The sequence below is a fragment of the Pseudomonas sp. R76 genome (genome assembly GCF_009834565.1).
Lineage (GTDB): Bacteria > Pseudomonadota > Gammaproteobacteria > Pseudomonadales > Pseudomonadaceae > Aquipseudomonas.
Genome location: NZ_CP019428.1, coordinates 6,397,504 through 6,420,649, shown reverse-complemented (window position 1 = coordinate 6,420,649; position 23,146 = coordinate 6,397,504). Strand labels below are relative to the sequence as shown.

Below are 23,146 nucleotides of genomic sequence, written 5' to 3'. Positions count from 1 at the left end.
TCAGTTTGGTGCCTTGCTCCACTCGCAATAGCAGCCCACCGCCAGCGTATGAGTGGCATCGACCTCGCGCCCGGCCTGAAGGGCTTGCAGGATCGGCTCGATAAAACTGTTGCTGGAGTTACACGTGAGCCCTTCGCTGTACGGCCCGAAATACGCAAGTTTGCCCGTACGGTCCCAGATCCCGACAGCCGGGGTCGCCGGCACGTGGTCGGCACCGAACAGGGAATTAAGGGTTTTCATTTTGCGCAGGTTGTCGGGCAGTTGGCCGTGGCTGCCGGCCTTTTGCAGGGCGTAGAACTCGACGCCTTGGGGCGCGTAATGCTCGATCAGCTCGCCCAGGTGTTGCTGGTTGCCGACGTTGCACGGGCAGGCCGGGTCCCAGAAGTGCACCAGGCGGATCGGGCCGGGGCCGGCGAGTTCGGCGGGCAGGCGCAGGGCGTCGCCGGAGAACACCGCCGTGTGTTCGCTGAATGCGCGCAAGTAGCGGCCCTGGAACCAGTCATACGCCGCCCACAGCACGCCGGCGCAGATGACCAGGATCAGGCTGGCGAACAGGGCGGAACGGTAGGGCTGTCGCATTCAGATCAATCCTCGAAGGTCGCGTAGCTTGCCATGCTTGCCCTGACAGATGAATATCACCGCTCGATATTCATCTTCACCGTCAGTCTGGAACCCTTTATGCCTGTGAGCTTTGACCCCGATCATCTGCGCGACAGCTTGCGGCCACTTGTGGATGCGCAACCGCTCAGCGCCGAGGCGCGGGTCTACCAGCGTTTCTACGGGCTGGACCTGGCCGCGCGCAAAGTACCTGCCGTGAGCCGTCTGGGGCGCTTTGAGGTGGATGGCTACCACGTGGTCGCCCAGGTGTGGTGGCCGCCTGCGCCTGTGGCGACGCTGTTCATGTTCCACGGCTTCTACGACCACATGGGCCTGTACCGTAACGTGGTGGACTGGGCACTGGACCAGAACTTCGTGGTGATTGCCTGCGATTTGCCCGGCCATGGCCTGTCCAGCGGCGCACGCGCGAGCATCGACGATTTTGCGGTGTATCAGCACGTGGTGCAGGCGCTGTTTGCGCAGGCCAAGGCGCTGCAGTTGCCGCAGCCCTGGCACCTGTTCGGGCAAAGCACCGGTGGCGCGGTGGTGGTCGACCATTTGCTCCATCACGGCGCCGACAGCCCGGCACAGGGCAAGACCTTCCTGTTGTCACCTTTGGTGCGCCCGCGTGCGTGGGGTTGGTCGCAGGTCAGCTATTACTTGCTGCGGCCGTTCGTCAAAGGCATCGCGCGACGTTTCAGCGAAAACACCCATGACCCCACGTTCAAGCCGTTCCTGGAAGCCGACCCGTTGCAGCCGCGCCAACTGCCCACGGCCTGGGTGGGGGCGTTGGCGCACTGGATCAAGCGCATCGAAGCCGCACCGCGCAGCCCGCGGCGGCCGCTGATTGTGCAGGGTGAGGAAGACATGACGGTGGACTGGCAGCACAACTTGCAGGTGCTGCGGGGCAAGTTTGATCAGCCCGAGGTGTTGATGATCCCGCGTGGCAGGCATCATTTGGCGAATGAGATTGCGGAGATTCGCCAGGAGTATTTCAAGTACCTCACCGACCATCTGAAGTAAGCACCCTTCAAATGTGGGAGCTGGCTTGCCTGCGATAACGGTATGCCAGTTAGCCTTTGAGGTGCTGTCCCACCGCTATCGCAGGCAAGCCAGCTCCCACAATGATTACGGTGCCAGGCTTGAGGTGCTCTGGCCGACGGCAAGGCCTGCGCGAATCGCTGCCAGCGCCGCCTTGTAATACGCCCGACCGTCCGGCGACTCCGCAAACGTGGCGAATTCCTCCAGCTCCGGGTCAGACAAATCCCGATAGACGTACAGCAGCGTGTTATTCAGGTCATTGCCAATCTGCTGCATCAGCCGCTCACGCTGACCATTCAACATGCCCTGCGCCTGACCGCCGCCCAACAGGCCGGGAATCATCTGGCTCAAGCTGTCGGCGGCCACGCCGGCAATCGCCAGGCTGACTTCCGCACCGGCTTCGCGCGCAGGCAGCGCCTGGGCCAGGTGGCCGATGATCAGGCTGCGGGTGGCGTCGGCCTCGATGTGTGGCAGGCCTTGGGCGTTTTTCGCCAACTGGTCGCGGCGCGTGGCCAGCAACTCGGCGGCGACAATCTTGCGGCCCAGCGGCGACTGGAAAAACGCCAGGGCGGGTTTCGGGTCCGCGAGGTTCTTGCGCAATTGCGCCTCGGCGCGCTGGTCCACGGCCTGGGCGGCGAAGCGTTTATTGCTGTTGTCCACCAGCGCCTGGTACACCGCCGGCGGCAGGCTATTGCGGTAGCGTTGCTGGGCGGCAGTGAGGGCGTCATTGAAATGCGCACGTTGTTCGGCCCAGCCGGCGACCTTGTACAACTGGTCATGGCCGTCTGCCCAAGCGGGCAAAACGCAGAACATCAGCATGGAAAAAAACAAACGACGCATATGGACTCCTGTCAGTCGGCCACTATTGTCCGTGTCGGGCGTAGGATTTGTCGAGAAATCCTATCGGTCACCTGACTAAAGTGTATTCAGACGCTCGGCGGCTCTGTCGGATTTACAGGCGTATGGATACTATGCGCGCCATGCAAATACCCCTCGATCATCCTCTGCTGCAACGCATTGTCGACGACCTGGCCGAAAAAGGTTGGTCGCAGCAGAACGGCTTCCTGCCCCAGGCTCTGACCCTGGAACTGGCGGCTGAGTGCCGTAAACGTGCGGCGCAGGGGGAATTGGCACCTGCTGCTGTAGGACGCGGCCCGGCCCAGGAGATCCGCGAGGGCATTCGCGGTGACCATATCCAGTGGCTGGAAGAAGGCGATGCGGCCGTCTGCGAGACCTACATGGGCGTGATGGACAGCCTGCGCCAGGCGATGAATCGTGGCTTGTTCCTCGGCCTGGAAGATTTTGAAAGCCACTTTGCGATGTACCCGCCGGGTGCGTTTTACCTCAAGCACGTGGACCGTTTTCGCGACGATGACCGCCGCATGGTCTCGGCGGTGGTGTACCTGAATGACGCGTGGCTGCCCGAACACGGCGGCCAACTGCGCATGTACCTCAAGGACGGCGTCGAATACGATGTGGTGCCCTCGGGCGGTTGCCTGGTGGTGTTCCTGTCGGGTGAAGTGCCCCACGAAGTCCTGCCCGCCACGCGCGAACGACTGTCCTTGACCGGCTGGTTTCGCCGGCGGGGTAACGAGCCGTTTTAAACATGGAAAAGATTCTGATCAGCCGCTGCCTGCTCGGGCACAAAGTGCGCTACGACGGCGGGGCCAGCGGCCCGTTCGACCAACTGGCGGCGTGGCAGGCTGAAGGCCGTGTGGTTGCGATCTGCCCGGAAGTGTCGGGCGGTTTGCCTACGCCGCGGCCCTCCGCCGAGATCCCGGGCGGGCAGGGCATTGATGTGTGGGAAGGCCGCGCCCAGGTGCTGACGGCCGACGGCGAAGATTTCAGTGCCGCCTTTCTCGATGGCGCCCGCCAGGCGTTGGCGTTGGTGCAGCGCCACGGCATCCGCATTGCCATTCTCAAGGCCAATAGCCCGTCCTGCGGCAACGTGCTGACCTATGACGGCACGTTCAGCGGTGTGAAGGTCAGCGGCGAAGGGGTGACGGCGGCGTTGCTCAAGCGCCATGGGGTGTTGGTGTTCAGTGAGCTGGAGTTGCCTGAGGCGGCTGTCGCCTTGGCCCATCTCTCAAGCCTTACCTAAATCAAAATGTGGGAGCGGGCTTGCTCGCGAAAGCGCAGTGTCAGTCAACTGATTTGCCGGCTGACAGTCCGTATTCGCGAGCAAGCCCGCTCCCACAGTTGATCTAGGGTGCTTTGACGACCGGTGTGTCGCCTTCAAACCACTTCTGCGTCAACGCCTTCAGTCGGCCATCGGCCTTGATGTGCTGCAACGCCTTGTCCAGGCTACTTTTGAACGCCGGGTTACCCTTTTGGAATGGAATCGCCAGCTCAGGTGTTTCCTTATAGGGTGCACTGAAATCGAAACGATCCCGTAGCTCGGCAGTCATAGCGATATGGTTGATGGCTACGTCGTATTTGCCGGTTTCAACGCCTGGCAGCAAATCGGTGTCATCGGTGGTGATGAACGAGGGGCGCACATCCATTTCCTTCGCCAGTTGCTCGCCCAGTTCCACTTCAAACCCGGTGAGCTTGTCACCGTCCTTGAAGTTGAACGGCGGCGTGTTGGCTTCCAGGGCAATGCGCAGTTCGCCGCGATCAAACACATCATCGATCAATTCGGCGTGAGCCAAAGGACTCAGAAGGGGTAACAACAGTACAAGGCCAGGCGAAAAGCGCATGGTCACTCCTAAAGAATTCGTAATGCGAGGCGCCATTCAGCATCGCTTTGCTATGGTGTTGAGTGCCTTGGACAGCAATTTGTCGCGAAGTTGTCATAACCCAACAGATTTCCTGCAGAAACTGGAGAAGTGAATGAAAGCTCTATTGTCCCGTGCAACGATTGCCAGCCTGCTGCTGGGTGCCTCGATGTTGGCCACTGCTGCTGACGGTATTCCGCGCAGCGCGCCACCTGAAGGTGCCAAAGTCTTTATCGTGTCGCCAAAAGACGGCGCCACCGTGGATAAAACCTTCACCGTCAAATTCGGCATGGAAGGCCTCAAACTGGCCCCGGCTACCAGCCAGGACCCAGGCACCGGTCACCATCACCTGCTGATCGACCAGAAAGAGCTGCCTGACGCCAGCGTACCGATCCCGGCCACCGACACCGTGATCCACTACGGCAAGGCCCAGACCGAAACCGAGCTGACCCTCACCCCAGGCAAGCACACGCTGCAACTGGTCGCGGGCGACAAACTGCACATGCAGTTCAACCCGACCGTAGCCTCGAAAGTCATCACGGTTAACGTCAAGTAAGCGTTGTTGAGATGAAAAAAAGGGAGCCCTAAGGGCTCCTTTTTTGTGCAGCGTTGAAGCCTTAGAACAACACGCGGCTACGAATCGTGCCGTTGATGTGCTGCAGCTTCTCTTGCGCCAGGTCCGAGTACTCGGCGTCGACGTCGATTACCACGTAGCCAACCTTCTCGTTGGTCTGCAGGAACTGACCGGAGATGTTGATGCCGTTTTCCGCGAAGACCTTGTTGATCTCCATCATCACGCCAGGAATGTTCTGGTGGATGTGCAGCAAACGGTGCTTGCCAGGGTGAGCCGGCAGCGCCACTTCCGGGAAGTTGACGGACGAAACCGACGTACCGTTGTCGCTGTACTTGACCAGCTTCTCCGACACTTCCAGGCCGATGTTGGCTTGGGCTTCAGCAGTGGAACCGCCGATGTGCGGGGTCAGGATCACGTTGTCCAGGCCACGCAGCGGGCTTTCGAAGATGTCGTCGTTGGAGCGTGGCTCAACCGGGAACACGTCGATGGCGGCGCCGATCAGGTGCTTGTCCTTGATCGCGTCGGCCAGGGCGTCCAGCTCAACCACAGTGCCGCGTGCCGCGTTGATCAGGATGCCGCCTTTCTTGATGGCGCGGATTTCCTTCTCGCCGATCATCCACTGGGTCTCAGCGGTTTCCGGCACGTGCAGGGTGACGATGTCGGACATGCCCAGCAGTTCGGTCAGGCTCGACACCTGGGTGGCGTTGCCCAATGGCAGCTTGGTCAGGGTGTCGTAGAAGAACACCTGCATGCCCAGGCCTTCGGCCAGGACGGACAACTGCGTGCCGATCGAGCCGTAACCGACGATACCCAGCTTCTTGCCGCGGATTTCGAAGGAGTTGGCCGCGCTTTTGATCCAGCCGCCACGGTGGCAGGAAGCGTTCTTCTCAGGGATACCGCGCAACAGCAGGATGGCTTCCGCTAACACAAGCTCCGCAACGGAACGGGTGTTGGAGTACGGTGCGTTGAACACCGCGATGCCGCGCTCGCGCGCTGCGTTGAGGTCGACCTGGTTGGTGCCGATGCAGAAACAGCCGACAGCCACGAGTTTCTTGGCGTGGTCGAAGATCTCTTCGGTCAGCTGAGTGCGGGAGCGAATGCCGATAAAGTGCGCGTCGGCGATCTTTTCCTTTAACTGGGCTTCCGGCAGAGAACTGGTGATGTACTCAATGCTGGAGTACCCAGCGGCTTTCAGTACGTCGACAGCCGATGGGTGGACGCCTTCCAGAAGAAGGAACTTGATCTTGCTCTTATCGAGAGAAGTCTTGCTCATCTGCGTAAACCTGTATCCCGGAGAAAAATGGCAGGGAATCGAGCAGTTAGTGCCTTGAATCAGTGCACAAGAGCTGACCCGGACGGCAGGAAAGCCGTCACCGCAGAACGCCCTTGGGCTCTGTCCTGCGGGGGCGGTATGCTAGCATACGCGCCCCGCTAAACACCTATTCCTGCGACGTGAAGCGTTCTCAGGATGACCATGAATTGTTCGAGAGTTCTGTCGATGACCCATCCTGCCCTGATTGATGAGCTAAAGACCCTGGTTGAGCCCGGTAAAGTGCTGACCGATGCAGACTCCCTGGAGGCTTACGGCAAGGATTGGACCAAGCACTTCGCACCCGCGCCTAGCGCCATCGTGTTCCCCAAGACCACCGAGCAGGTGCAAGCCATCGTGCGTTGGGCCAATGAACACAAGGTCGCGCTGGTGCCATCCGGTGGCCGTACTGGCCTGTCGGCTGCTGCTGTGGCGGCTAATGGCGAAGTGGTGGTGTCGTTCGACTACATGAACCAGATTCTCGACGTGAACCTCACCGACCGCACCGCCGTGTGCCAGCCGGGTGTGGTCACCAAGCAATTGCAGAACGTCGCCGAAGAAAAAGGCCTGTACTACCCGGTGGACTTCGCGTCGTCGGGTTCGAGCCAGATTGGCGGCAATATCGGCACCAATGCCGGCGGGATCAAGGTGATTCGCTACGGCATGACCCGCAACTGGGTGGCCGGTATGAAAGTGGTCACCGGCAAAGGTGACGTGCTGGAACTGAACCGCGACCTGATCAAGAACGCCACCGGCTACGACATGCGCCAGCTGTTTATCGGCGCCGAAGGCACGCTGGGCTTTGTGGTCGAAGCCACCATGCGCCTGGACCGGGCGCCGAAAAACCTCACCGCGATGGTGCTCGGTACTACCGATTTCGACTCGATCATGCCGGTGCTGCACGCATTCCAGAGCAAGCTCGACCTGACCGCCTTCGAATTCTTCTCCGACAAAGCCCTGGCCAAAGTGATGGGCCGTGGCGACGTACCGGCGCCGTTCGAAACCGAGTGCCCGTTCTACGCACTGCTGGAATTCGAAGCCACCACCGAAGAAGTCGCCAACCACGCGCTGGAAACCTTCGAACACTGCGTCGAGCAGGGCTGGGTGCTGGACGGCGTGATGAGTCAGAGCGAAACCCAACTGCACAACCTGTGGAAACTGCGCGAGTACATCTCCGAGACCATTTCCCACTGGACGCCCTACAAGAACGACATCTCGGTGACTGTCTCCAAAGTTCCCGCGTTCTTGAAGGAAATTGACGCGATCGTCGGCGAACACTACCCGGATTTCGAAATTGTCTGGTTCGGCCATATCGGCGACGGCAACCTGCACTTGAACATCCTCAAGCCGGAAAACCTGAGCAAGGACGAGTTCTTCGCCAAGTGCGCCACTGTGAACAAGTGGGTGTTTGAAACCGTCGAGAAGTACAACGGCTCGATCTCCGCTGAACACGGCGTGGGCATGACCAAGCGCGATTACCTGACCTACAGCCGCTCGCCGGTTGAAATCGAATACATGAAGGCAGTGAAGGCGGTGTTCGACCCGAACGGGATCATGAACCCTGGCAAGATCTTCGCTGTTTAACCGCCCTGAAGGAGTCGTTTCATGAGCTACCAGCACAAGTATGTCGACGGCACCAACATCCACTTTCCACTCGGCAAAGTGGTGTGCATCGGGCGTAACTACGCCGAACATGCCAAGGAACTGGACAACCCGGTGCCGACCGAGCCGTTGCTGTTCATCAAACCGGGCAGTTGCGTGGTCGCGCTGGAAGGCGGCTTCGCCATCCCAACCGAGCGCGGTTCGGTGCACTACGAAGCGGAAATCGCGGTGTTGATCGGCAAGCCGTTGTCGACCAAACCCAGCCGTGAAGAAGTGCTGGACGCCATCTCCGGCTTCGCCCCGGCCCTGGACCTGACCCTGCGCGACAAGCAGGCCGAGCTGAAAGCCAAGGGCCTGCCGTGGGAAATCGCCAAATCCTTCGACGGCGCGGCGGTGATTGCACCGTTTGTGGTCAGCAGCACGTTTGCCGACGTGACCGACATCGGCATTCGCCTGACCATCAACGGCGAAGTGCGCCAGGACGGCAACAGCTCACAGATGCTCAACCCGATCATCCCGATGATCCAGCACATGGCCGGCTGCTTCTCGCTGCAGGCTGGCGACGTGATTCTCACCGGCACACCGGCCGGTGTTGGGCCGTTGAATGTGGGTGATGAGCTGGTGCTGGAATTGGCGGGCGTGAGCCGCTTCGAAAGCAGCGTTCGCTAGCATCAGCGCCGATCGTTCCCACGCTTTGCGTGGGAATGCAGCCCTGGACGCTCCGCGTCCGCCCTTGAGTTCGTGACGCGGAGCGTCACAAGAGGCATTCCCACGCGGAGCGTAGGAACGATCAGTACGTTCTGGATCCCTGCTTTTGCATTTTTTTCACACGCCATCCGGATAATCCTCAGCCTCCTGCGCGCGGGCCCGTTGATCCTGTGCTATCACCTAACGCTGACTTCCCGGAAAAGCGCTCAATGGCCGTGACTTTGCCCTCCGCTGCACCCAAGCCCCGTTCACGCTTTGCCCTGCGCTGGTATTCCTGGCTGTTCCTGGCCGGTGCGATTGTGTATGGCGTTGCCTGGCTGATGCATTGGGACGACCGTGGCGTGCTGTGGGTGGCGGAGCGCTTTGAATCGCCGGCCGAGCGACAAGCCAGCGTGTGGCTGCCGAACTACCACGTCGTCATCGACGCCAAGTTGCTGCCGGGCATGGAGAAGGACGAGGCTTCCGACCTGTCCTACAACCCGCAGACCAAAACCCTGTTTTCCGTCATGGGCAAAAACCCTTTTCTGGTCGAGCTGAACCTGCAAGGTGACGTGCTGCGCAAAATGCCCCTCAACGGCTGGAACAACGCGGAAGGCGTGACGGTGATGGAAAACGGCCTGATGGCCATCGTCGATGAGCGCATGCACACCCTGACCGTGGTGAAGGTCGACGCAGACACCAAACAACTGAATATCGCCGACTTCAAAAGCTACGACCTGGGCCCCTCCAAGGACCAGAACAAAGCCTTCGAAGGCGTGACCTGGGACAAGCGCAACCAACAGATCGTGCTCGGCGAAGAGCGCCCACCGGCGCTGTTCACCTGGAAAAGCGATGGCGCCACGCTGACGGGCGACAAGCAAAAAATCGCCAACACCGAATTGGACATGCGCAACCTCTCGGCCCTGGCCGTCGACCCGCACACCGGGCACTTGCTGGTGTTGTCGGCCGACTCACACCTGTTGCTGGAGCTGGATGAAAAGGGCGAGCAAGTCAGCTTCATGACCCTGCTCGGCGGCTTCAACGGCCTCAAGCACACCATTCCGCGTGCCGAAGGCGTGACCATGGATGAGGACGGCACGTTGTACATGGTCAGTGAGCCAAACCTGTTTTACCGTTTCGAAAAACAGAAATAACCCAGGTTTACGTCGAGTATTTCTCCAATAGCGGCATTCGCCACACATCCGGCAGCGTTTAAGTTTAAATTCAGACAGGCGTGATATTCATTCGCCACTTTTTGACTTCGAGCTGCCCTGATGCGTCGATTTGCCCGCCCCAAACCCGCGTTTTTGATTGTGTTGCTGATCGCCCTAGTGGCTGCCGGGGTGGTCGCACAGCAATTGCGCTTGTTCGAGCGCGCGTGGTTTAACTGGCAGGCTTGGCGCCAGCCCGCCGACGAGCGCTCGATTGGCTTGGCCGATTACCGCGTCAGCCTGGAGGCCAAGGTGATCGACGGCCTCGACGATGATGTCTCGGCGCTCACCTACGACCCGGTGCGCAAAAGCCTGTTTACCGTCACCAACAAAAACGCCGAGCTGATCGAACTGTCCCTGGACGGCAAGATTCTGCGGCGCATTCCCCTGGTGGGTTTTGGTGATGCGGAAGCGGTGGAGTTCATCAGCGACAACATCTACGTGATCAGCGATGAAGCCCAGCAGCGGCTGATCAAAGTGCATGTGAATGACGACACCCAGTTTCTCGACGCCGCCGACGCGGAGCAGATGACGCTGGGCGTGCACGTCGGTGGCAACAAGGGCTTTGAGGGCCTGGCCTACGACTCGGTGGGCAAGCGCCTGTTCGTGGCCAAGGAGCGCGACCCGATGCTGATCTACGAGGTCCACGGTTTCCCCCACTTCAAGCCGGAAAAAACCTACTCGGTGCACGTAATCAACAACCCCAAGCGCGATGCCGGGCTGTTTGTGCGCGACCTGTCGAGCCTGCAATACGACGAGCGCAGCGGGCATTTGCTGGCGCTGTCGGATGAGTCGTTTCTGGTGCTGGAACTGGACATCGACGGTCGCCCATTGAGCAGTCTTTCTCTGCTCAACGGGCGCCATGGTCTGCAAAAACGCGTGCCCCAGGCCGAAGGCATCGCCATGGATGACGAAGGCTCGCTCTACGTGGTCAGCGAGCCGAACCTGTTTTACGTGTTCAAGAAGCCCTGATCAGAACATCCATTGCACGCCCAGTGAATAGCCGATCTGGCTGCCTTCGGTGTGCCCAAGGCGGCTGTTCACCTCGGCGTAAACGCCCAGCTGCGGGGTGATCGCCAACTGGCTGCCGACTTGTGCGCGGCCAAAACTTTTATCCACTGAGCCCAATTTGGCGGTGCGTGCCTGGCCATCGGCGTGGGCAGTCAATTGCAGGTCGTCGAGGCGCCCGTCGGCCAGCTCCCTGACCCAGGCGATATCGCCGTAAGGCAACAGACTCAAGCCATAGGGCAGGGCGACCGCGCCGCGCACACGCCAACCGAGGCTGGCTTCCACGGAGTCGAAAGACTGCTCTTCGTATTCCAGCGCCGTGCGCAGGTTCTGTTTTTCGTGGAATTTATCGATGCGCGAGTGGCTGTAGTCCAGGCCGGCAAACGGCCCGCTCTTGATCGCGCCGAAGTCGAAGTCATAACCACCCAATACGCGCGCGCCTAATGTCAGGGCGTCGGTGTTGCCGCTCAGTTGCTGGTTGAGCAGCACCGGGCCGCCGTTGGCCTGGATCAGCAGGTTGCGCTTGGCGTCGAACCGCGTATGGCCGACGCTCAGGTCACCGGCCAGCCAGCTCGGCCCGCCGTCGTTGAGCAAGGCATAGGCCGCGGCCTGCCAGGTGTCGCTGTCGAGTTTGCCGCGGTGTTCGAGTGTGTCGCGGCCGTTGAGGTAGCTCAGGCTCGCGCCGATGTTCAGGCTGGAAGTGAGTTGATAGTCGCCGAGGGCATGCACGCCCAGGCGGCGGGCGTCGCGGTTCAGCGGGCTGTCGAAGCCGCTGTCCGGGGTGAATTCACCGTCCACGCCGACTTCTCCATCGAAGCTGCCCACCTCGCGGCTGGCCGCCTGCAACGTCAGCCAGCGGCGATCATGCAGGCGCACCATGGCCTGGTGCTGGCGCTGCAGGTTGTCCTGCATATTGCGCGCAACCGCGCCGCCCGAAGCAGTGGAGGCCATCAGGTCGGCGTTGGTCAGCTCCAGCACCAGGCGGCTGAGCAGGCGCGAATAATCGCGCAGGCGCTGGTCGATGCGCGCCTGGCCGAAGGCGTCGGTGAGCACGGCTTTGTTGTCCTCGGCCGGGTCGTGCCAGGTGGAACCGCCGGGGATTTTCGGGTTGTTGGTCTGGGTATAACCGTCGAGGTCGCCCAGCTCCCAGTTGGTGGCTTCTATGTACAGAATCGGGATTTTCAGCGGTTCAAAAGGCTCGCCATCGCTGCAGCAGCCTGTGCCCTTGGGGTATTGCGGGTCCAGGCCCGGGTTGGTGAACAGTGGGATATTCAACTCCTTGGCAATCTGGAAAGCGTGCTCGCGCAATGACGCCAAGGCCGGGTTGGCGGTGCTGTTCTGGCCGGCGTGGGCGTACATCATGTCGCCGGTGATCAGGCTGTCGAGGTTGATCATCGCCAGCATGTTTGCGCGCTGGCTGGCGCTCAGTGAGTCGACAAATGCCTTGGAGCCGCGCAGGCCTTCTTCTTCCGCGCCAAAGCCGACAATCTGCAAGCCGTTCTCCAATTGCAGGCCGCCGAGGTTCTTCGCCACTTCGGTCAGCACGCTGGCGCCGGAACCGTTGTCGTCCAGGCCTTGCAGGGTCGGGCGGCCGAAGTAGGTGTCGAAATGCGCGCCAATCACCACGTACTGCGCTTTGGTGCCGGCGGCGTAGGCCACCACGTTTTGCGAGGCGCGACTGCCGTTGTTCCAGGTGAAGTTCTGGCGGCTGAGACTGTAGGCCGAGCCCATCTGGCTCTGCATCCAGTCTGCAGCCCCGGCGAAGTTGGCGGTGCCGCGATACCGGCCGGGGTAGTCGTTGATCAGCTTTTCCAGAGTGGTGTTGGCGTGCTGGCCGTAATCGTAGGCCTGGGTTTGCGTCGACAGCAGGCTGCCGACAACGCTGATGGCGAGGGCTAGGGGCTTTATCACAAGGTCGTCCTTGAGGTGATAGGGAGGTTCGAGTCCAGACCCATTGCACAATGCGCGCCTTATTCCCTGGGCGATTGCGAAGTGGCGCATTGTTAAACGCGTGGGTCGCTTGGCTGTAATTTGTAACAGGTTTGATACTAATGCAGGCGTGACATGCCGTAATGTGGCGCACGATTTTGGCGAGGGGTGCAGCGAAAGGTAGCGTTTTTGTTACACGGATCTTCTGAACGGTGAGATCACCTGTGGGAGCTGGCTTGCCTGCAATGGCAGCACCTCAATCTTGCTGAAAGACCGAGTTGTTTGCATCGCAGGCAAGCCAGCTCCCACAGAAAGCAAAGCTGTGAGCTTTAGGCCTTGAGGGTTTTCACGCCTTCAGAAGTGCCCAGCAACAACACATCCGCCGGGCGCGCGGCGAACAAACCATTGGTCACTACGCCCACGATCGCATTGATCTGCGTCTCCAGCTCCACCGGGTTGGTGATCTGCATGTTGAACACATCAATGATGATATTGCCGTTGTCGGTCAGCACACCTTCGCGGTACACCGGGTCGCCGCCCAGTTTCACCAGCTCGCGGGCCACGTGGCTGCGGGCCATCGGGATCACTTCCACCGGCAGCGGGAACGCGCCGAGTACCGGCACCAATTTGCTGGCGTCGGCGATGCAGATAAAGGTCTTGGCCACGGCCGCGACGATCTTCTCACGGGTCAGGGCGGCGCCGCCGCCTTTGATCAGGTTCAGGTGCGCGTCGCTTTCATCGGCGCCGTCGACGTAGAACTCCAGGTCGCTCACGGTGTTGAGCTCATACACCGGAATGCCATGGCCCTTGAGGCGTGCGGCGGTGGCTTCGGAGCTGGCCACGGCGCCGTCGAACGCGCCCTTGTGCAGGGCCAGCGCGTCGATAAAGCAGTTGGCGGTGGAGCCGGTGCCGACACCGACGATGCTCTTGTCGTCGAGTTTAGGAAGGATTAAATCGACGGCGGCTTGGGCCACTGCCTGTTTGAGTTGATCCTGGGTCATGCGGGCTCCGGAACGGGCGGGGAGTTATCGAGGGCGGCGAGTATAACCCAACAAAACCTCGGGATTCGTGTGGTCGCCCGGCCAAACGCTGGGTTAGACTCCTTGGCCCTGCCCAACCTGCTCAGTGATGCCCGCCGATGCTTGAACAGTACGTCAAAAAGATCCTCACCTCGCGCGTTTACGACGTTGCCGTCGAAACCCCCTTGCAGACCGCTCGCCAGCTCTCCGAGCGGCTGGGCAACAAGGTCTGGCTCAAGCGTGAAGACTTGCAGCCGGTGTTCTCGTTCAAGATTCGCGGCGCCTACAACAAGCTGACCCAACTGAGCAGCGAGGAGCGCGCACGCGGCGTGGTCACCGCGTCTGCCGGCAACCACGCCCAGGGCCTGGCGCTGGCGGCCAAGGTGCTGGGGGTCAAGGCGACGATCGTGATGCCCAAGACCACCCCGGAAATCAAGGTCGAAGGCGTGCGCTCACGCGGCGGCAAAGTGGTGTTGCACGGTGATTCCTTCCCGGAAGCCCTGGCCTACTCGCTGAAGCTGGTCGACGAAAAAGGCTACGTCTACATTCACCCCTACGATGATCCGCACACCATTGCCGGGCAGGGCACCGTGGCGATGGAGATTCTGCGCCAGCACCCTGGGCCGCTGGACGCGATTTTCGTGCCGGTGGGCGGCGGCGGGCTGATCGCCGGTATCGCGGCGTACGTGAAATACCTGCGCCCGGAAATCAAGATCATCGGCGTCGAGCCGGACGATTCCAACTGCCTGCAAGCCGCCATGGCTGCCGGCGAGCGTGTGGTGTTGCCGACCGTCGGTATCTTTGCCGATGGCGTGGCGGTGGCGCAGATCGGCCAGCACACCTTCGAAATCTGTAAAGACTATGTGGATGAAGTGATCACCGTCAGCACCGATGAAATCTGCGCGGCGATCAAGGACATCTACGACGACACCCGCTCGATCACCGAGCCGGCCGGTGCGCTGGGCGTGGCCGGGATCAAGAAATACGTGGAAACCCGTGGCGTTACCGGGCAAACCCTGGTGGCCATTGACTCCGGCGCCAACGTCAACTTCGACCGCCTGCGTCATGTGGCCGAGCGCGCCGAGCTGGGTGAAGGCCGCGAAGCCATTATCGCCGTGACCATTCCCGAACAACCGGGCAGCTTCAAGGCGTTCTGCGAGGCCGTGGGCAAGCGCCAGATCACCGAATTCAACTACCGCTACCACTCCGGCCGCGAGGCGCACATCTTCGTCGGCGTGCAGACGCACCCGGAAAACGACCCGCGCAGCGCGCTGATCGCCAGCCTCACCAGTCAGGGTTTCCCGGTGCTGGACCTGACCGAGAACGAGCTGGCCAAGTTGCACATCCGTCATATGGTCGGCGGGCATGCGGCGAAAGTCAGCGACGAGCTGGTGTTCCGCTTCGAGTTTCCGGAGCGTCCGGGGGCGCTGTTCAACTTTCTTAACAAGTTGGGCGGGCGCTGGAACATCTCGATGTTCCACTATCGCAACCACGGCGCGGCCGACGGCCGTGTGGTCGCCGGCCTGCAAGTGCCGGCGGACGAGCGCCACCTGGTGCCGGCCGCGTTGGCAGAAATCGGCTACCCGTATTGGGATGAGAGCGAAAACCCGGCCTACCAGCTGTTCCTCGGTTGAGCGACTACGCTGACTGAGCGGCCTATCAAGGAATCGAGATCATGGAAACGCTGACCACCCTCAAGGTTATCCACATCACCGCCACCGTGTTGCTGTTGCTCAGCGGCCTCGGCCTGGCGGTGCTGGCCTGGCGCAAACGCAGCGCCGGGCCAACGGTTACCGTGCAACGCCCGTGGGCGTTTGTGTGGTTGCTGATGGGAATTTGCGTGGTCAGCATGCCGTTTACCGGCTGGTGGCTGGTGCATCTGACCGGCTGGCCGCTGGGGCAAACCTGGATTCTGGGTTCCAGCATCCTCTATACCGTGGCGGCGCTGGCGTGGTTCTGGCTGGTGGCGCGGCTTAATCGCCTGCGACTGGGCGGTGGCGGCAGCCTGAATTTCACCTTGGTGCTGGCAGTCGTCAGCCTGGTTGGGTTTGTGGCGATTGCCGGGCTGATGGGCGCCAAGCCGGTCTAAAGGAGCTTCATGAACGTACTTCTGGTCGGCGCCACAGGGTTTGTGGGCCGCCATCTATTGCGCGCCTTGCAGCAAGCAGGGCATTGCGTGATTGCCACCTCTCGAAAACCTCAACATCTGGATTTTCCAGGCGTGGAGTGGCGTGCGCTGGATTTAGGCCAGCTGGCTGTCGATCCCGAACATTTCGTGTTTCCTGCGACTGTTGATTTATTGATCAATGCGGCCGGCCTGCTGAGTGTGGATGCGGCTGAACTGAGCCGGGTGCAGGATCAAGGCGCGCGCGTGCTGTTTGATCTGGCCGCCCAGCGTGGTGTGCGGGTGTTGCAGATTTCCGCCCTGGGCGCTTCGGCGCACTCCGACCTGCCTTTTCTGGCCAGCAAAGGCTCGGCGGACGACTACCTGCTCGGCCTGGGCATAAGCGCTGTGGTGTTGCGGCCTTCATTGGTGGTGGGCGCGGGCGGTACCAGCAGTGGCTGGTTGGCCGGGCTTTCGCCTCTGCCGCTCATTCCATTACTGAACCTCACCGCGCAGGCGCAGCCGGTGCATATCGACGACGTGGTCGGCGCGGTACTCGCCTTGATGCGCCAGTGGCCTGCCGAATCGATGGTCTTGCCGCTGGTGGGGCCTGAGCCGATGAGGCTCTCCCAGCTGATTGATCACCTGCGCACCGCTCAGGGCTGGGGCCCTGGACGCTACCTGCAAGCGCCGCTGCTGGGCTTGGGCGGATGGTTGGGCGATCTTCTGGGCTGGCGGGCGTTGAATCGACAAAGCATCGCCCTGGCGCAACAGGACAATGTGGCCGACCCCGACGTGTTGGCCTCGGTCTGTGGATACACCGCCGCGCCGTTGGCCGCGCGACTGCAAGACTGGCCGACGCCTGCCCAGAGCAGCCAGCCGATGATCCGCCCGCTGATGTTGGCGGTGTTGGTGCTGATTTGGCTGGGCACGGCGGCGGTGTGCCTCGGCCCGGGCTACGACTGGGGCCTGCGCATCCTCGCCGAGGCCGGCGTGCAAGGCGCGTGGGCGACGCTGGCCGTGATCGCCGGTGCCGTGTGCGATGGTCTGCTGGGCCTGGGGCTGTTAGTCAGGCGCTGGCGCAGGCGGGCGTTGATCCTGCAACTGCTGCTGATGGGCGGGTATACGGTGGTTATCAGCATAGTCCTGCCCCATTACTGGTTTGATCCCTACGCCGCCGTCGCCAAGAACCTGGTGCTGATGGTCGCGACCCTTTGGCTGTTCTGGACTGAAACTTTTTTGACTGAGCCCCGGCAATGAGCGCCTACCTGCTGCTGAAAACCCTGCATATCCTGTCGTCGACCATCCTGTTCGGGCTGGGCGCGGGCTCGGCGTACTACGCCTTGCGCGCCTGGCGCAGCGGCAAGGTTGAAGTCATCGCTGTGACCTTCAAACATCTGGTGTTCGCCGACTGGGCGTTTACCGCGACCACGGCAGTGTTTCAGCCCTTGAGTGGCATTGGCTTGATGCACTTGGCGGGTTGGTCGATGCAGCAAAGTTGGCTGCAATGGACCGTCGGCCTGTATTGCCTGGCGGGGATTTGCTGGCTGCCGGTGGTGTGGCTGCAGATTCGAGTGCACAAGATGGCGGAGCAGGCGTTACGCGATGGCACGGCGATGCCGATCAAGGCGGCGACCTATATGCGCTGGTGGTTTGGCCTGGGCTGGCCGGCGTTTCTGGCGTTTATGGTGATTTTCTATTTGATGGTGGCTAAGCCGATGTAGGGCTTGGGATTCGGGGGACTTCATCGCAGGCAAGCCAGCTCCCACACTTGGATGTGTGAATGCATTCAAATGTGGGAGCTGGCTTGCCTGCGATGGGGCCATCAGCTTCGCAGTGTAATCACCGGCCAGCCACGCTTTTCAGCTTCAGCCCGCAAATTCGGATCGGGATCCACCGCCACCGCGTGCGTCACCTGCTCCAGCAACGGCAAATCATTCATCGAATCGCTATAAAAGTAGCTGTCTTCCAGGCTGTACCCGGTTTCTTCCAGCCAACGATTCAAGCGCGTCACCTTGCCTTCACGGAAGCACGGCACATCGGTGCTGCGCCCGGTGTAGCGGCCATTTTCCATTTCGCACTCGGTGGCGATCAGGGTTTCAACGCCCAGGCGCGCGGCAATCGGCGCGGTGACGAAGCGGTTGGTGGCGGTGATGATCACCAGCTTGTCGCCGGCGGCGCGGTGCTTGGCCAGCAACTCCAGCGCCTGGGGCAGCACGATTGGCTCGATGCAGTCGCGCATATAGTCGTTGTGCCACTCGTTCAACTGGGCCATCTCGGTGCGGCCAAGGATTTCCAGGCAAAAGTTCAGGTACTCGGCGTTATCCAGCTTGCCGGCCAGGTAGTCCTGGTAAAACTCATCGTTGCGGGCTTTGTAGGCCACCGCGTCGAGAATCCCGCGTTCGCAGAGGTAATCGCCCCAGGCGTGATCGCTGTCACCGCCCAGAAGCGTGTTGTCCAAGTCGAATAAAGCCAGGCGCATTGCAGTTACTCGCTGAAAAGTCTGTAAAAAGGCGTCCAGAATACGGTCTTTTCACAAGAGTGCACATAAGGTAAGAAGCCTCGTTGCCGCTGGAACAACCTTTGTGGAACAATGCGGCGACATGCGTTTGCGAGGTTGTTGCCGTGATCGACCCCGATGGTTTCCGTCCTAATGTCGGGATTATTCTTACGAATGATGCCGGACAGGTGCTATGGGCTCGCCGAATCAACCAAGATGCCTGGCAGTTTCCTCAAGGTGGAATCAACCCCGACGAAACCCCTGAAGACGCCTTGTACCGTGAGTTGAACGAAGAAGTCGGCCTTGAGCGTGAAGATGTGCAAATTCTGGCCTGTACCCGCGGCTGGTTGCGCTATCGTTTGCCGCAACGCCTGGTGCGTACCCACAGCCAACCGCTGTGCATCGGCCAGAAGCAGAAATGGTTTCTCCTGCGCCTGATCTCCAACGAGCAGCGGGTGCGGATGGATTTGACCGGTAAACCGGAGTTCGATGGCTGGCGCTGGGTCAGTTATTGGTATCCGTTGGGCCAGGTGGTGACATTCAAGCGCGAGGTTTATCGTCGCGCTCTCAAAGAGCTTGCCCCGCGCCTTTTAGCGCGCGACTGACGACGGAGTTCGACCCCGAGCCATGCTCAATACGCTGCGCAAGATCGTCCAGGAAGTTAACTCCGCCAAGGATCTCAAGGCGGCGTTGGGGATTATTGTGTTGCGCGTCAAGGAAGCCATGGGCAGCCAGGTCTGCTCGGTTTACCTGCTGGACCCCGAGACCAACCGTTTTGTGCTGATGGCCACCGAGGGCCTGAACAAGCGCTCCATCGGCAAGGTCAGCATGGCGCCCAATGAAGGTCTGGTGGGCCTGGTGGGGACGCGTGAAGAACCCCTGAACCTCGAAAACGCGGCCGATCACCCGCGTTATCGCTACTTTGCCGAAACCGGCGAAGAGCGCTACGCCTCGTTCCTCGGCGCACCGATCATTCACCACCGCCGCGTTGTCGGCGTGTTGGTCATCCAGCAAAAAGAGCGTCGCCAGTTCGACGAAGGTGAAGAAGCCTTCCTCGTGACCATGAGCGCGCAGCTTGCCGGGGTTATTGCCCACGCCGAAGCCACGGGCTCGATTCGTGGCCTGGGCCGCCAGGGCAAGGGCATCCAGGAAGCCAAGTTCGTCGGCGTGCCGGGTTCGCCAGGCGCTGCCGTCGGTACGGCCGTGGTCATGCTGCCACCGGCCGACCTCGATGTGGTGCCGGACAAGACCGTCAACGACATCGACGCTGAAATCAAACTGTTCAAGACCGCCCTGGAAGGCGTGCGCGCCGACATGCGCAACCTGTCGACCAAGCTGGCCACGCAACTGCGCCCCGAAGAGCGCGCGCTGTTCGACGTGTACCAGATGATGCTCGACGACGCCTCGCTGGGTAACGAAGTCAAAACCGTGATCAAGACCGGCCAGTGGGCCCAGGGCGCGTTGCGCCAGGTGGTCACCGATCACGTCAACCGTTTTGAATTGATGGACGACGCCTACCTGCGTGAGCGGGCTTCGGATGTGCGTGACCTCGGTCGCCGTCTGCTGGCCTACCTGCAGGAAGACCGCACCACCAACCTGGTCTACCCCGACAACACCATCCTGATCAGTGAAGAGCTGACCGCCACCATGCTCGGCGAAGTGCCGGAAGGCAAACTGGTGGGTTTGGTCTCGGTACTGGGTTCGGGTAACTCCCACGTCGCGATCCTGGCCCGTGCCATGGGCATTCCGACGGTGATGGGCCTGGTGGACCTGCCGTATTCCAAGGTCGACGGCATCGACATGATCGTCGATGGGCATCGCGGCGAAGTCTTTACCAACCCCAGCGAAGTACTGCGCAAGCAATACGCCGAGGTGGTGGAAGAAGAGAAACAGCTGGCGCTGGGCCTCGATTCGCTGCGCGAGCTGCCGTGCGTGACCCTCGACGGCCACCGCGTGCCGCTGCTGGTCAACACCGGCCTGCTCGCCGATGTGGCCCGCGCGCAACAGCGCGGCGCTGAAGGCGTGGGCCTGTACCGCACCGAAGTGCCGTTCATGATCAACCAGCGTTTCCCGAGTGAGAAGGAGCAACTGGCGATTTATCGCGAGCAACTGTCCGCCTTCCACCCGTTGCCGGTGACGATGCGCAGCCTGGACATCGGCGGCGATAAGTCACTGTCCTACTTCCCAATCAAGGAAGACAACCCCTTCCTTGGCTGGCGCGGCATTCGCGTGACCCTCGACCACCCTGAAATCTTCCTCGTGCAGACCCGCGCCATGCTCAAGGCCAGCGAAGGCCTGAACAACCTGCGCATCCTGCTGCCGATGATCTCCGGCACCCATGAGCTGGAAGAAGCCCTGCACTTGATCCACCGCGCCTGGGGCGAAGTCCGCGACGAAGGCGCCGATGTGCCAATGCCGCCGATTGGGGTGATGATCGAAATCCCGGCGGCGGTGTACCAGGCTAAAGAGCTGGCGCGGCAGGTGGACTTCCTTTCGGTCGGCTCCAACGACTTGACCCAGTACCTGCTGGCCGTGGACCGCAACAACCCACGCGTAGCCGATCTTTACGACTACCTGCACCCGGCCGTCCTGCAAGCCCTGCAACACGTGGTGCGCGACGCCCATGCCGAAGGCAAGCCGGTAAGTATCTGCGGTGAAATGGCCGGCGACCCGGCGGCGGCAGTGCTGTTGATGGCGATGGGCTTTGACAGCCTGTCGATGAACGCCACCAACTTGCCGAAGGTGAAGTGGATGCTGCGCCAGGTTGAGCTGAGCATGGCCAAGGATTTGCTGGCGGAGTTGATGACCATCGACAACCCGCAAGTTATCCACAGCTCGCTGCAGTTGGCGCTGAAGAACCTGGGGCTGACGCGGATGATCAACCCGGCTTCGGCGAAGACCCTCTAACTGATCGTTCCCACGCTCTGCGTGGGAATGCCGCCTGGACGCTCTGCGTCCGCTCTTGAAGGCGTGACGCGGAGCGTCACTGGATGCATTCCCACGCAGAGCGTGGGAACGATCAACATTACCGCTAAATGCTCAGTTCTACTTCACCCAACCGCCCACCCAGCGGCCCGAAGCTGCGCTCCACCATCCGCCGCGTCCCATCCGCATTCACAATCAACGCCGTACTCGCCCGCGTCCCATAACTGGGGCTGGCGATGAACACGCTCGACAGCAGACTTTCGGTCGCCAAGCCCACGCCTGTGTCCGGCAGGTCAGCAAACGGCGCGGTCTGTGGGTCGCTCAAAATATCCAGCAAGGCCTGTGGTTGTGGGTTCTCCAGCAACTCACTCAACGCCGCCTTGGCCTTGAGCAATTTGGGCCACGGCGTATCCAGCCCGGCATTGGATAACCCATAAACCCCAGCCTCCAGCCGTGTCGGCTCAGTCTGATTGGCGTTGTAATGCCACAGCTCATCACGCGTGCCCACTAGCAGGTTAAATCCGGCATATTCAATCGAACGGCCGTTAACGTCGGCTAAGTAGTCGTCAATCGGCAGTGAGCCGCTGAGAAAACGCGCCACCAACTCCCCGCGCGACTTGCGTGCGGGCGGCTGGTGCGGGTCGCGGATGTTGGTCAGGGCCGCAAACCGCCCATCGACGTTTACGCCAAGCCAGGTGCCGCCTGCTTCCTGGTCGCGGCCGGCGTAGATGTGCGGCGCATCCGGCCATTGGGCCAGCGGCAGGCTGGGGCGGGCGTAGAATTCATCACGGTTGGCCGCGACGATCAGCGGTTGGGCATGGCCCGGCCGCCAGGCGAAAACAATCAGGCACATCAGGCGATCCCTTTTGTGTTTTCCCTCACTCTACCCACACAACGGCGGGCGTTCCATCGTATCGAAGTTGGGTCGCATGCCTTCCATCCGTTAACATGCCGGGCTATTGGGCGCGTCTGAACTTCTTAATTTGAAATTGCGGCTGTAACGCAGGCTTAATCCCACACCGGCATGGTCCGGTGCGCCATGACTATTGATTTAACGAGGAGTCGCAATGCTGCCTTACCCGCAGATCAACCCGGTGGCCGTGGCCATCGGTCCGCTGCAAATCCATTGGTACGGGTTGATGTACCTGATCGGCATCGGCGGTGCCTGGCTGCTGGCTTCCCGGCGCCTGAACCGTTTCGACCCGACCTGGACCAAGGAGAAGCTCTCCGACATGGTGTTCTGGATGTCGATGGGCGTCATTGTCGGCGGGCGTCTGGGGTATGTGCTGTTCTACGACCTGCCGGCCTATATCGCCAACCCGACGCTGATCTTTGAAGTGTGGAAGGGCGGCATGGCGTTCCACGGCGGCTTTGTCGGCGTGATGATCGCCGCGTGGTGGTTCGGCCGCCGCAACGGCAAGTCGTTCTTCCAGCTGATGGACTTCGTCGCACCGTTCGTGCCGATTGGCCTGGGCGCCGGGCGTATCGGTAACTTCATCAACGCCGAGTTGTGGGGCAAGCCAACCGACGTGCCGTGGGCCATGGTGTTCCCGCCGTTCAGCGACCCGGCGCAATTGCCGCGCCATCCGTCGCAGCTCTACCAGTTCGCCCTGGAAGGTGTGGCGCTGTTCCTGATTCTGTACATCTTCTCGCGCAAGCCACGCCCAACCATGGCCGTGTCGGGGATGTTCGCGTTGTTCTACGGGATCTTCCGCTTTATCGTCGAGTTCGTCCGCGTGCCGGATGCACAGCTGGGCTACCTGGCGTGGGGCTGGTTGACCATGGGTCAGATCCTCAGCATGCCGATGATCCTGGCGGGCCTGGGCCTGCTGTGGTGGGCGTACAATCGCCCGCAAGGCATCAAGAACACCGCGCTTTAAATTCGAATGCCGGGGCTTTTGCGTAGCCCCGGCTTCAACGATA

General features: G+C 61.1%; 23 protein-coding genes. 15 read left to right on the top strand and 8 right to left on the bottom strand.

The features are described from left to right. On the bottom strand, positions 1-579 hold the full coding sequence (locus PspR76_RS29165; RefSeq protein ID WP_159960757.1) for a DUF6436 domain-containing protein: 579 nt from the start codon (positions 577-579) through the stop codon (positions 1-3). A gap of 99 nt (positions 580-678) precedes the next feature. Here PspR76_RS29165 and PspR76_RS29160 point away from each other — a divergent pair, with 99 nt between their 5' ends. After that, positions 679-1,620 (top strand): alpha/beta hydrolase, encoded by a 942-nt coding sequence (locus tag PspR76_RS29160; RefSeq protein ID WP_159961669.1) that lies wholly within the window; start codon positions 679-681, stop codon positions 1,618-1,620. A gap of 105 nt (positions 1,621-1,725) precedes the next feature. Here the strand turns inward: PspR76_RS29160 and PspR76_RS29155 are convergent, their stop codons facing one another. Next, the gene (locus PspR76_RS29155) at positions 1,726-2,478 is read right to left on the bottom strand and encodes a DUF2059 domain-containing protein (protein WP_159960755.1); all 753 of its coding nucleotides are present in this window, start codon (positions 2,476-2,478) and stop codon (positions 1,726-1,728) included. Between the two features lie 131 nt (positions 2,479-2,609). Here PspR76_RS29155 and PspR76_RS29150 point away from each other — a divergent pair, with 131 nt between their 5' ends. Together PspR76_RS29150 and PspR76_RS29145 are read left to right on the top strand one after the other, a co-directional pair. Beyond that, entirely contained in the window at positions 2,610-3,242 is a 633-nt protein-coding gene (locus tag PspR76_RS29150; RefSeq protein ID WP_159961666.1) for a 2OG-Fe(II) oxygenase, read from the top strand. A 2-nt stretch (positions 3,243-3,244) separates the two neighbouring features. Then, positions 3,245-3,739, top strand: a complete 495-nt coding sequence (locus PspR76_RS29145; protein ID WP_159960753.1) for a DUF523 domain-containing protein — start codon at positions 3,245-3,247, stop codon at positions 3,737-3,739. Positions 3,740-3,842: 103 nt separating this feature from the next. Here PspR76_RS29145 and PspR76_RS29140 read toward each other — a convergent pair whose 3' ends face one another. Next, entirely contained in the window at positions 3,843-4,337 is a 495-nt protein-coding gene (locus PspR76_RS29140) for a transporter substrate-binding domain-containing protein (RefSeq protein WP_159960751.1), read from the bottom strand. A 133-nt stretch (positions 4,338-4,470) separates the two neighbouring features. Between PspR76_RS29140 and PspR76_RS29135 the strand changes: the two genes are divergently transcribed. After that, positions 4,471-4,911, top strand: a complete 441-nt coding sequence (locus tag PspR76_RS29135) for a DUF4399 domain-containing protein (RefSeq protein WP_159960749.1) — start codon at positions 4,471-4,473, stop codon at positions 4,909-4,911. Between the two features lie 61 nt (positions 4,912-4,972). Here the strand turns inward: PspR76_RS29135 and serA are convergent, their stop codons facing one another. Next, complete coding sequence (gene serA / locus PspR76_RS29130; protein WP_010167810.1) at positions 4,973-6,202, bottom strand: phosphoglycerate dehydrogenase; 1,230 nt, start codon at positions 6,200-6,202, stop codon at positions 4,973-4,975. A 225-nt stretch (positions 6,203-6,427) separates the two neighbouring features. Here serA and PspR76_RS29125 point away from each other — a divergent pair, with 225 nt between their 5' ends. The 4 genes from PspR76_RS29125 to PspR76_RS29110 all read left to right on the top strand — a co-directional run bounded on the left by PspR76_RS29125 (position 6,428) and on the right by PspR76_RS29110 (position 10,710). Beyond that, complete coding sequence (locus PspR76_RS29125) at positions 6,428-7,822, top strand: FAD-binding oxidoreductase (protein ID WP_159960747.1); 1,395 nt, start codon at positions 6,428-6,430, stop codon at positions 7,820-7,822. Between the two features lie 21 nt (positions 7,823-7,843). Continuing rightward, a complete protein-coding gene (locus PspR76_RS29120) occupies positions 7,844-8,509 on the top strand; it encodes a fumarylacetoacetate hydrolase family protein (protein ID WP_064454596.1) in 666 nt (221 codons plus the stop codon). Positions 8,510-8,757: 248 nt separating this feature from the next. Then, positions 8,758-9,681, top strand: coding sequence for an SdiA-regulated domain-containing protein (locus PspR76_RS29115; protein WP_159960745.1), 924 nt, complete (start codon positions 8,758-8,760; stop codon positions 9,679-9,681). Between the two features lie 120 nt (positions 9,682-9,801). Further along, positions 9,802-10,710: an SdiA-regulated domain-containing protein gene (locus PspR76_RS29110; protein ID WP_159960743.1), complete on the top strand. Its 909-nt coding sequence runs from the start codon at positions 9,802-9,804 to the stop codon at positions 10,708-10,710. Here the strand turns inward: PspR76_RS29110 and PspR76_RS29105 are convergent, their stop codons facing one another. Both PspR76_RS29105 and rpiA read right to left on the bottom strand, forming a co-directional pair. Further along, a complete protein-coding gene (locus PspR76_RS29105; RefSeq protein WP_159960741.1) occupies positions 10,711-12,657 on the bottom strand; it encodes an autotransporter domain-containing protein in 1,947 nt (648 codons plus the stop codon). 347 nt (positions 12,658-13,004) lie between these two features. After that, positions 13,005-13,676 carry a ribose-5-phosphate isomerase RpiA gene (gene rpiA / locus PspR76_RS29100; RefSeq protein ID WP_159960739.1) on the bottom strand — a complete coding sequence of 224 codons (672 nt, stop codon included), beginning with the start codon at positions 13,674-13,676 and terminating at the stop codon, positions 13,005-13,007. A gap of 137 nt (positions 13,677-13,813) precedes the next feature. On the opposite strand from rpiA, the gene ilvA reads away from it, so the two are divergent. Genes ilvA through PspR76_RS29080 form a run of 4 tightly spaced genes read left to right on the top strand, consistent with a single transcriptional unit; the run spans position 13,814 to position 17,522 of the window. Then, positions 13,814-15,328, top strand: coding sequence for a threonine ammonia-lyase, biosynthetic (ilvA, locus tag PspR76_RS29095; RefSeq protein WP_159960737.1), 1,515 nt, complete (start codon positions 13,814-13,816; stop codon positions 15,326-15,328). A 41-nt stretch (positions 15,329-15,369) separates the two neighbouring features. After that, positions 15,370-15,783 (top strand): DUF2269 family protein, encoded by a 414-nt coding sequence (locus PspR76_RS29090; RefSeq protein ID WP_159960735.1) that lies wholly within the window; start codon positions 15,370-15,372, stop codon positions 15,781-15,783. A gap of 9 nt (positions 15,784-15,792) precedes the next feature. Then, the gene (locus PspR76_RS29085; protein ID WP_159960733.1) at positions 15,793-17,058 is read left to right on the top strand and encodes an SDR family oxidoreductase; all 1,266 of its coding nucleotides are present in this window, start codon (positions 15,793-15,795) and stop codon (positions 17,056-17,058) included. Continuing rightward, the gene (locus PspR76_RS29080; RefSeq protein ID WP_159960731.1) at positions 17,055-17,522 is read left to right on the top strand and encodes a DUF2269 family protein; all 468 of its coding nucleotides are present in this window, start codon (positions 17,055-17,057) and stop codon (positions 17,520-17,522) included. The genes PspR76_RS29085 and PspR76_RS29080 overlap by 4 nt, the downstream gene beginning before the upstream one ends. A 101-nt stretch (positions 17,523-17,623) precedes the next feature. Here PspR76_RS29080 and PspR76_RS29075 read toward each other — a convergent pair whose 3' ends face one another. Then, positions 17,624-18,280, bottom strand: coding sequence for an HAD family hydrolase (locus tag PspR76_RS29075; protein ID WP_159960729.1), 657 nt, complete (start codon positions 18,278-18,280; stop codon positions 17,624-17,626). Between the two features lie 143 nt (positions 18,281-18,423). Here PspR76_RS29075 and PspR76_RS29070 point away from each other — a divergent pair, with 143 nt between their 5' ends. Then, on the top strand, positions 18,424-18,903 hold the full coding sequence (locus PspR76_RS29070) for an RNA pyrophosphohydrolase (RefSeq protein WP_003176750.1): 480 nt from the start codon (positions 18,424-18,426) through the stop codon (positions 18,901-18,903). Positions 18,904-18,925: 22 nt separating this feature from the next. Next, the gene (gene ptsP, locus PspR76_RS29065) at positions 18,926-21,205 is read left to right on the top strand and encodes a phosphoenolpyruvate--protein phosphotransferase (RefSeq protein WP_159960727.1); all 2,280 of its coding nucleotides are present in this window, start codon (positions 18,926-18,928) and stop codon (positions 21,203-21,205) included. A gap of 124 nt (positions 21,206-21,329) precedes the next feature. Here ptsP and PspR76_RS29060 read toward each other — a convergent pair whose 3' ends face one another. Beyond that, positions 21,330-22,076: an NRDE family protein gene (locus PspR76_RS29060; protein ID WP_159960725.1), complete on the bottom strand. Its 747-nt coding sequence runs from the start codon at positions 22,074-22,076 to the stop codon at positions 21,330-21,332. Between the two features lie 214 nt (positions 22,077-22,290). On the opposite strand from PspR76_RS29060, the gene lgt reads away from it, so the two are divergent. After that, positions 22,291-23,103, top strand: coding sequence for a prolipoprotein diacylglyceryl transferase (gene lgt / locus PspR76_RS29055; RefSeq protein WP_159960723.1), 813 nt, complete (start codon positions 22,291-22,293; stop codon positions 23,101-23,103). The last annotated feature ends 43 nt before the right edge of the window (positions 23,104-23,146 follow it).

What these genes read in the sequence shown, in the direction of transcription:
- ptsP (WP_159960727.1), top strand. Translation starts at nt 18,926, where the DNA reads ATGCTCAATACGCTGCGCAAGATCGTCCAGGAAGTTAACTCCGCCAAG.
- PspR76_RS29115 (WP_159960745.1), top strand. Translation starts at nt 8,758, where the DNA reads ATGGCCGTGACTTTGCCCTCCGCTGCACCCAAGCCCCGTTCACGCTTT.
- lgt (WP_159960723.1), top strand. Translation starts at nt 22,291, where the DNA reads ATGCTGCCTTACCCGCAGATCAACCCGGTGGCCGTGGCCATCGGTCCG.
- ilvA (WP_159960737.1), top strand. Translation starts at nt 13,814, where the DNA reads ATGCTTGAACAGTACGTCAAAAAGATCCTCACCTCGCGCGTTTACGAC.
- PspR76_RS29075 (WP_159960729.1), bottom strand. Translation starts at nt 18,280, where the DNA reads ATGCGCCTGGCTTTATTCGACTTGGACAACACGCTTCTGGGCGGTGAC.
- PspR76_RS29140 (WP_159960751.1), bottom strand. Translation starts at nt 4,337, where the DNA reads ATGCGCTTTTCGCCTGGCCTTGTACTGTTGTTACCCCTTCTGAGTCCT.
- PspR76_RS29135 (WP_159960749.1), top strand. Translation starts at nt 4,471, where the DNA reads ATGAAAGCTCTATTGTCCCGTGCAACGATTGCCAGCCTGCTGCTGGGT.
- PspR76_RS29080 (WP_159960731.1), top strand. Translation starts at nt 17,055, where the DNA reads ATGAGCGCCTACCTGCTGCTGAAAACCCTGCATATCCTGTCGTCGACC.
- rpiA (WP_159960739.1), bottom strand. Translation starts at nt 13,676, where the DNA reads ATGACCCAGGATCAACTCAAACAGGCAGTGGCCCAAGCCGCCGTCGAT.
- serA (WP_010167810.1), bottom strand. Translation starts at nt 6,202, where the DNA reads ATGAGCAAGACTTCTCTCGATAAGAGCAAGATCAAGTTCCTTCTTCTG.
- PspR76_RS29160 (WP_159961669.1), top strand. Translation starts at nt 679, where the DNA reads ATGCCTGTGAGCTTTGACCCCGATCATCTGCGCGACAGCTTGCGGCCA.
- PspR76_RS29090 (WP_159960735.1), top strand. Translation starts at nt 15,370, where the DNA reads ATGGAAACGCTGACCACCCTCAAGGTTATCCACATCACCGCCACCGTG.
- PspR76_RS29110 (WP_159960743.1), top strand. Translation starts at nt 9,802, where the DNA reads ATGCGTCGATTTGCCCGCCCCAAACCCGCGTTTTTGATTGTGTTGCTG.
- PspR76_RS29125 (WP_159960747.1), top strand. Translation starts at nt 6,428, where the DNA reads ATGACCCATCCTGCCCTGATTGATGAGCTAAAGACCCTGGTTGAGCCC.
- PspR76_RS29150 (WP_159961666.1), top strand. Translation starts at nt 2,610, where the DNA reads ATGCGCGCCATGCAAATACCCCTCGATCATCCTCTGCTGCAACGCATT.
- PspR76_RS29120 (WP_064454596.1), top strand. Translation starts at nt 7,844, where the DNA reads ATGAGCTACCAGCACAAGTATGTCGACGGCACCAACATCCACTTTCCA.
- PspR76_RS29165 (WP_159960757.1), bottom strand. Translation starts at nt 579, where the DNA reads ATGCGACAGCCCTACCGTTCCGCCCTGTTCGCCAGCCTGATCCTGGTC.
- PspR76_RS29145 (WP_159960753.1), top strand. Translation starts at nt 3,245, where the DNA reads ATGGAAAAGATTCTGATCAGCCGCTGCCTGCTCGGGCACAAAGTGCGC.
- PspR76_RS29155 (WP_159960755.1), bottom strand. Translation starts at nt 2,478, where the DNA reads ATGCGTCGTTTGTTTTTTTCCATGCTGATGTTCTGCGTTTTGCCCGCT.
- PspR76_RS29060 (WP_159960725.1), bottom strand. Translation starts at nt 22,076, where the DNA reads ATGTGCCTGATTGTTTTCGCCTGGCGGCCGGGCCATGCCCAACCGCTG.
- PspR76_RS29085 (WP_159960733.1), top strand. Translation starts at nt 15,793, where the DNA reads ATGAACGTACTTCTGGTCGGCGCCACAGGGTTTGTGGGCCGCCATCTA.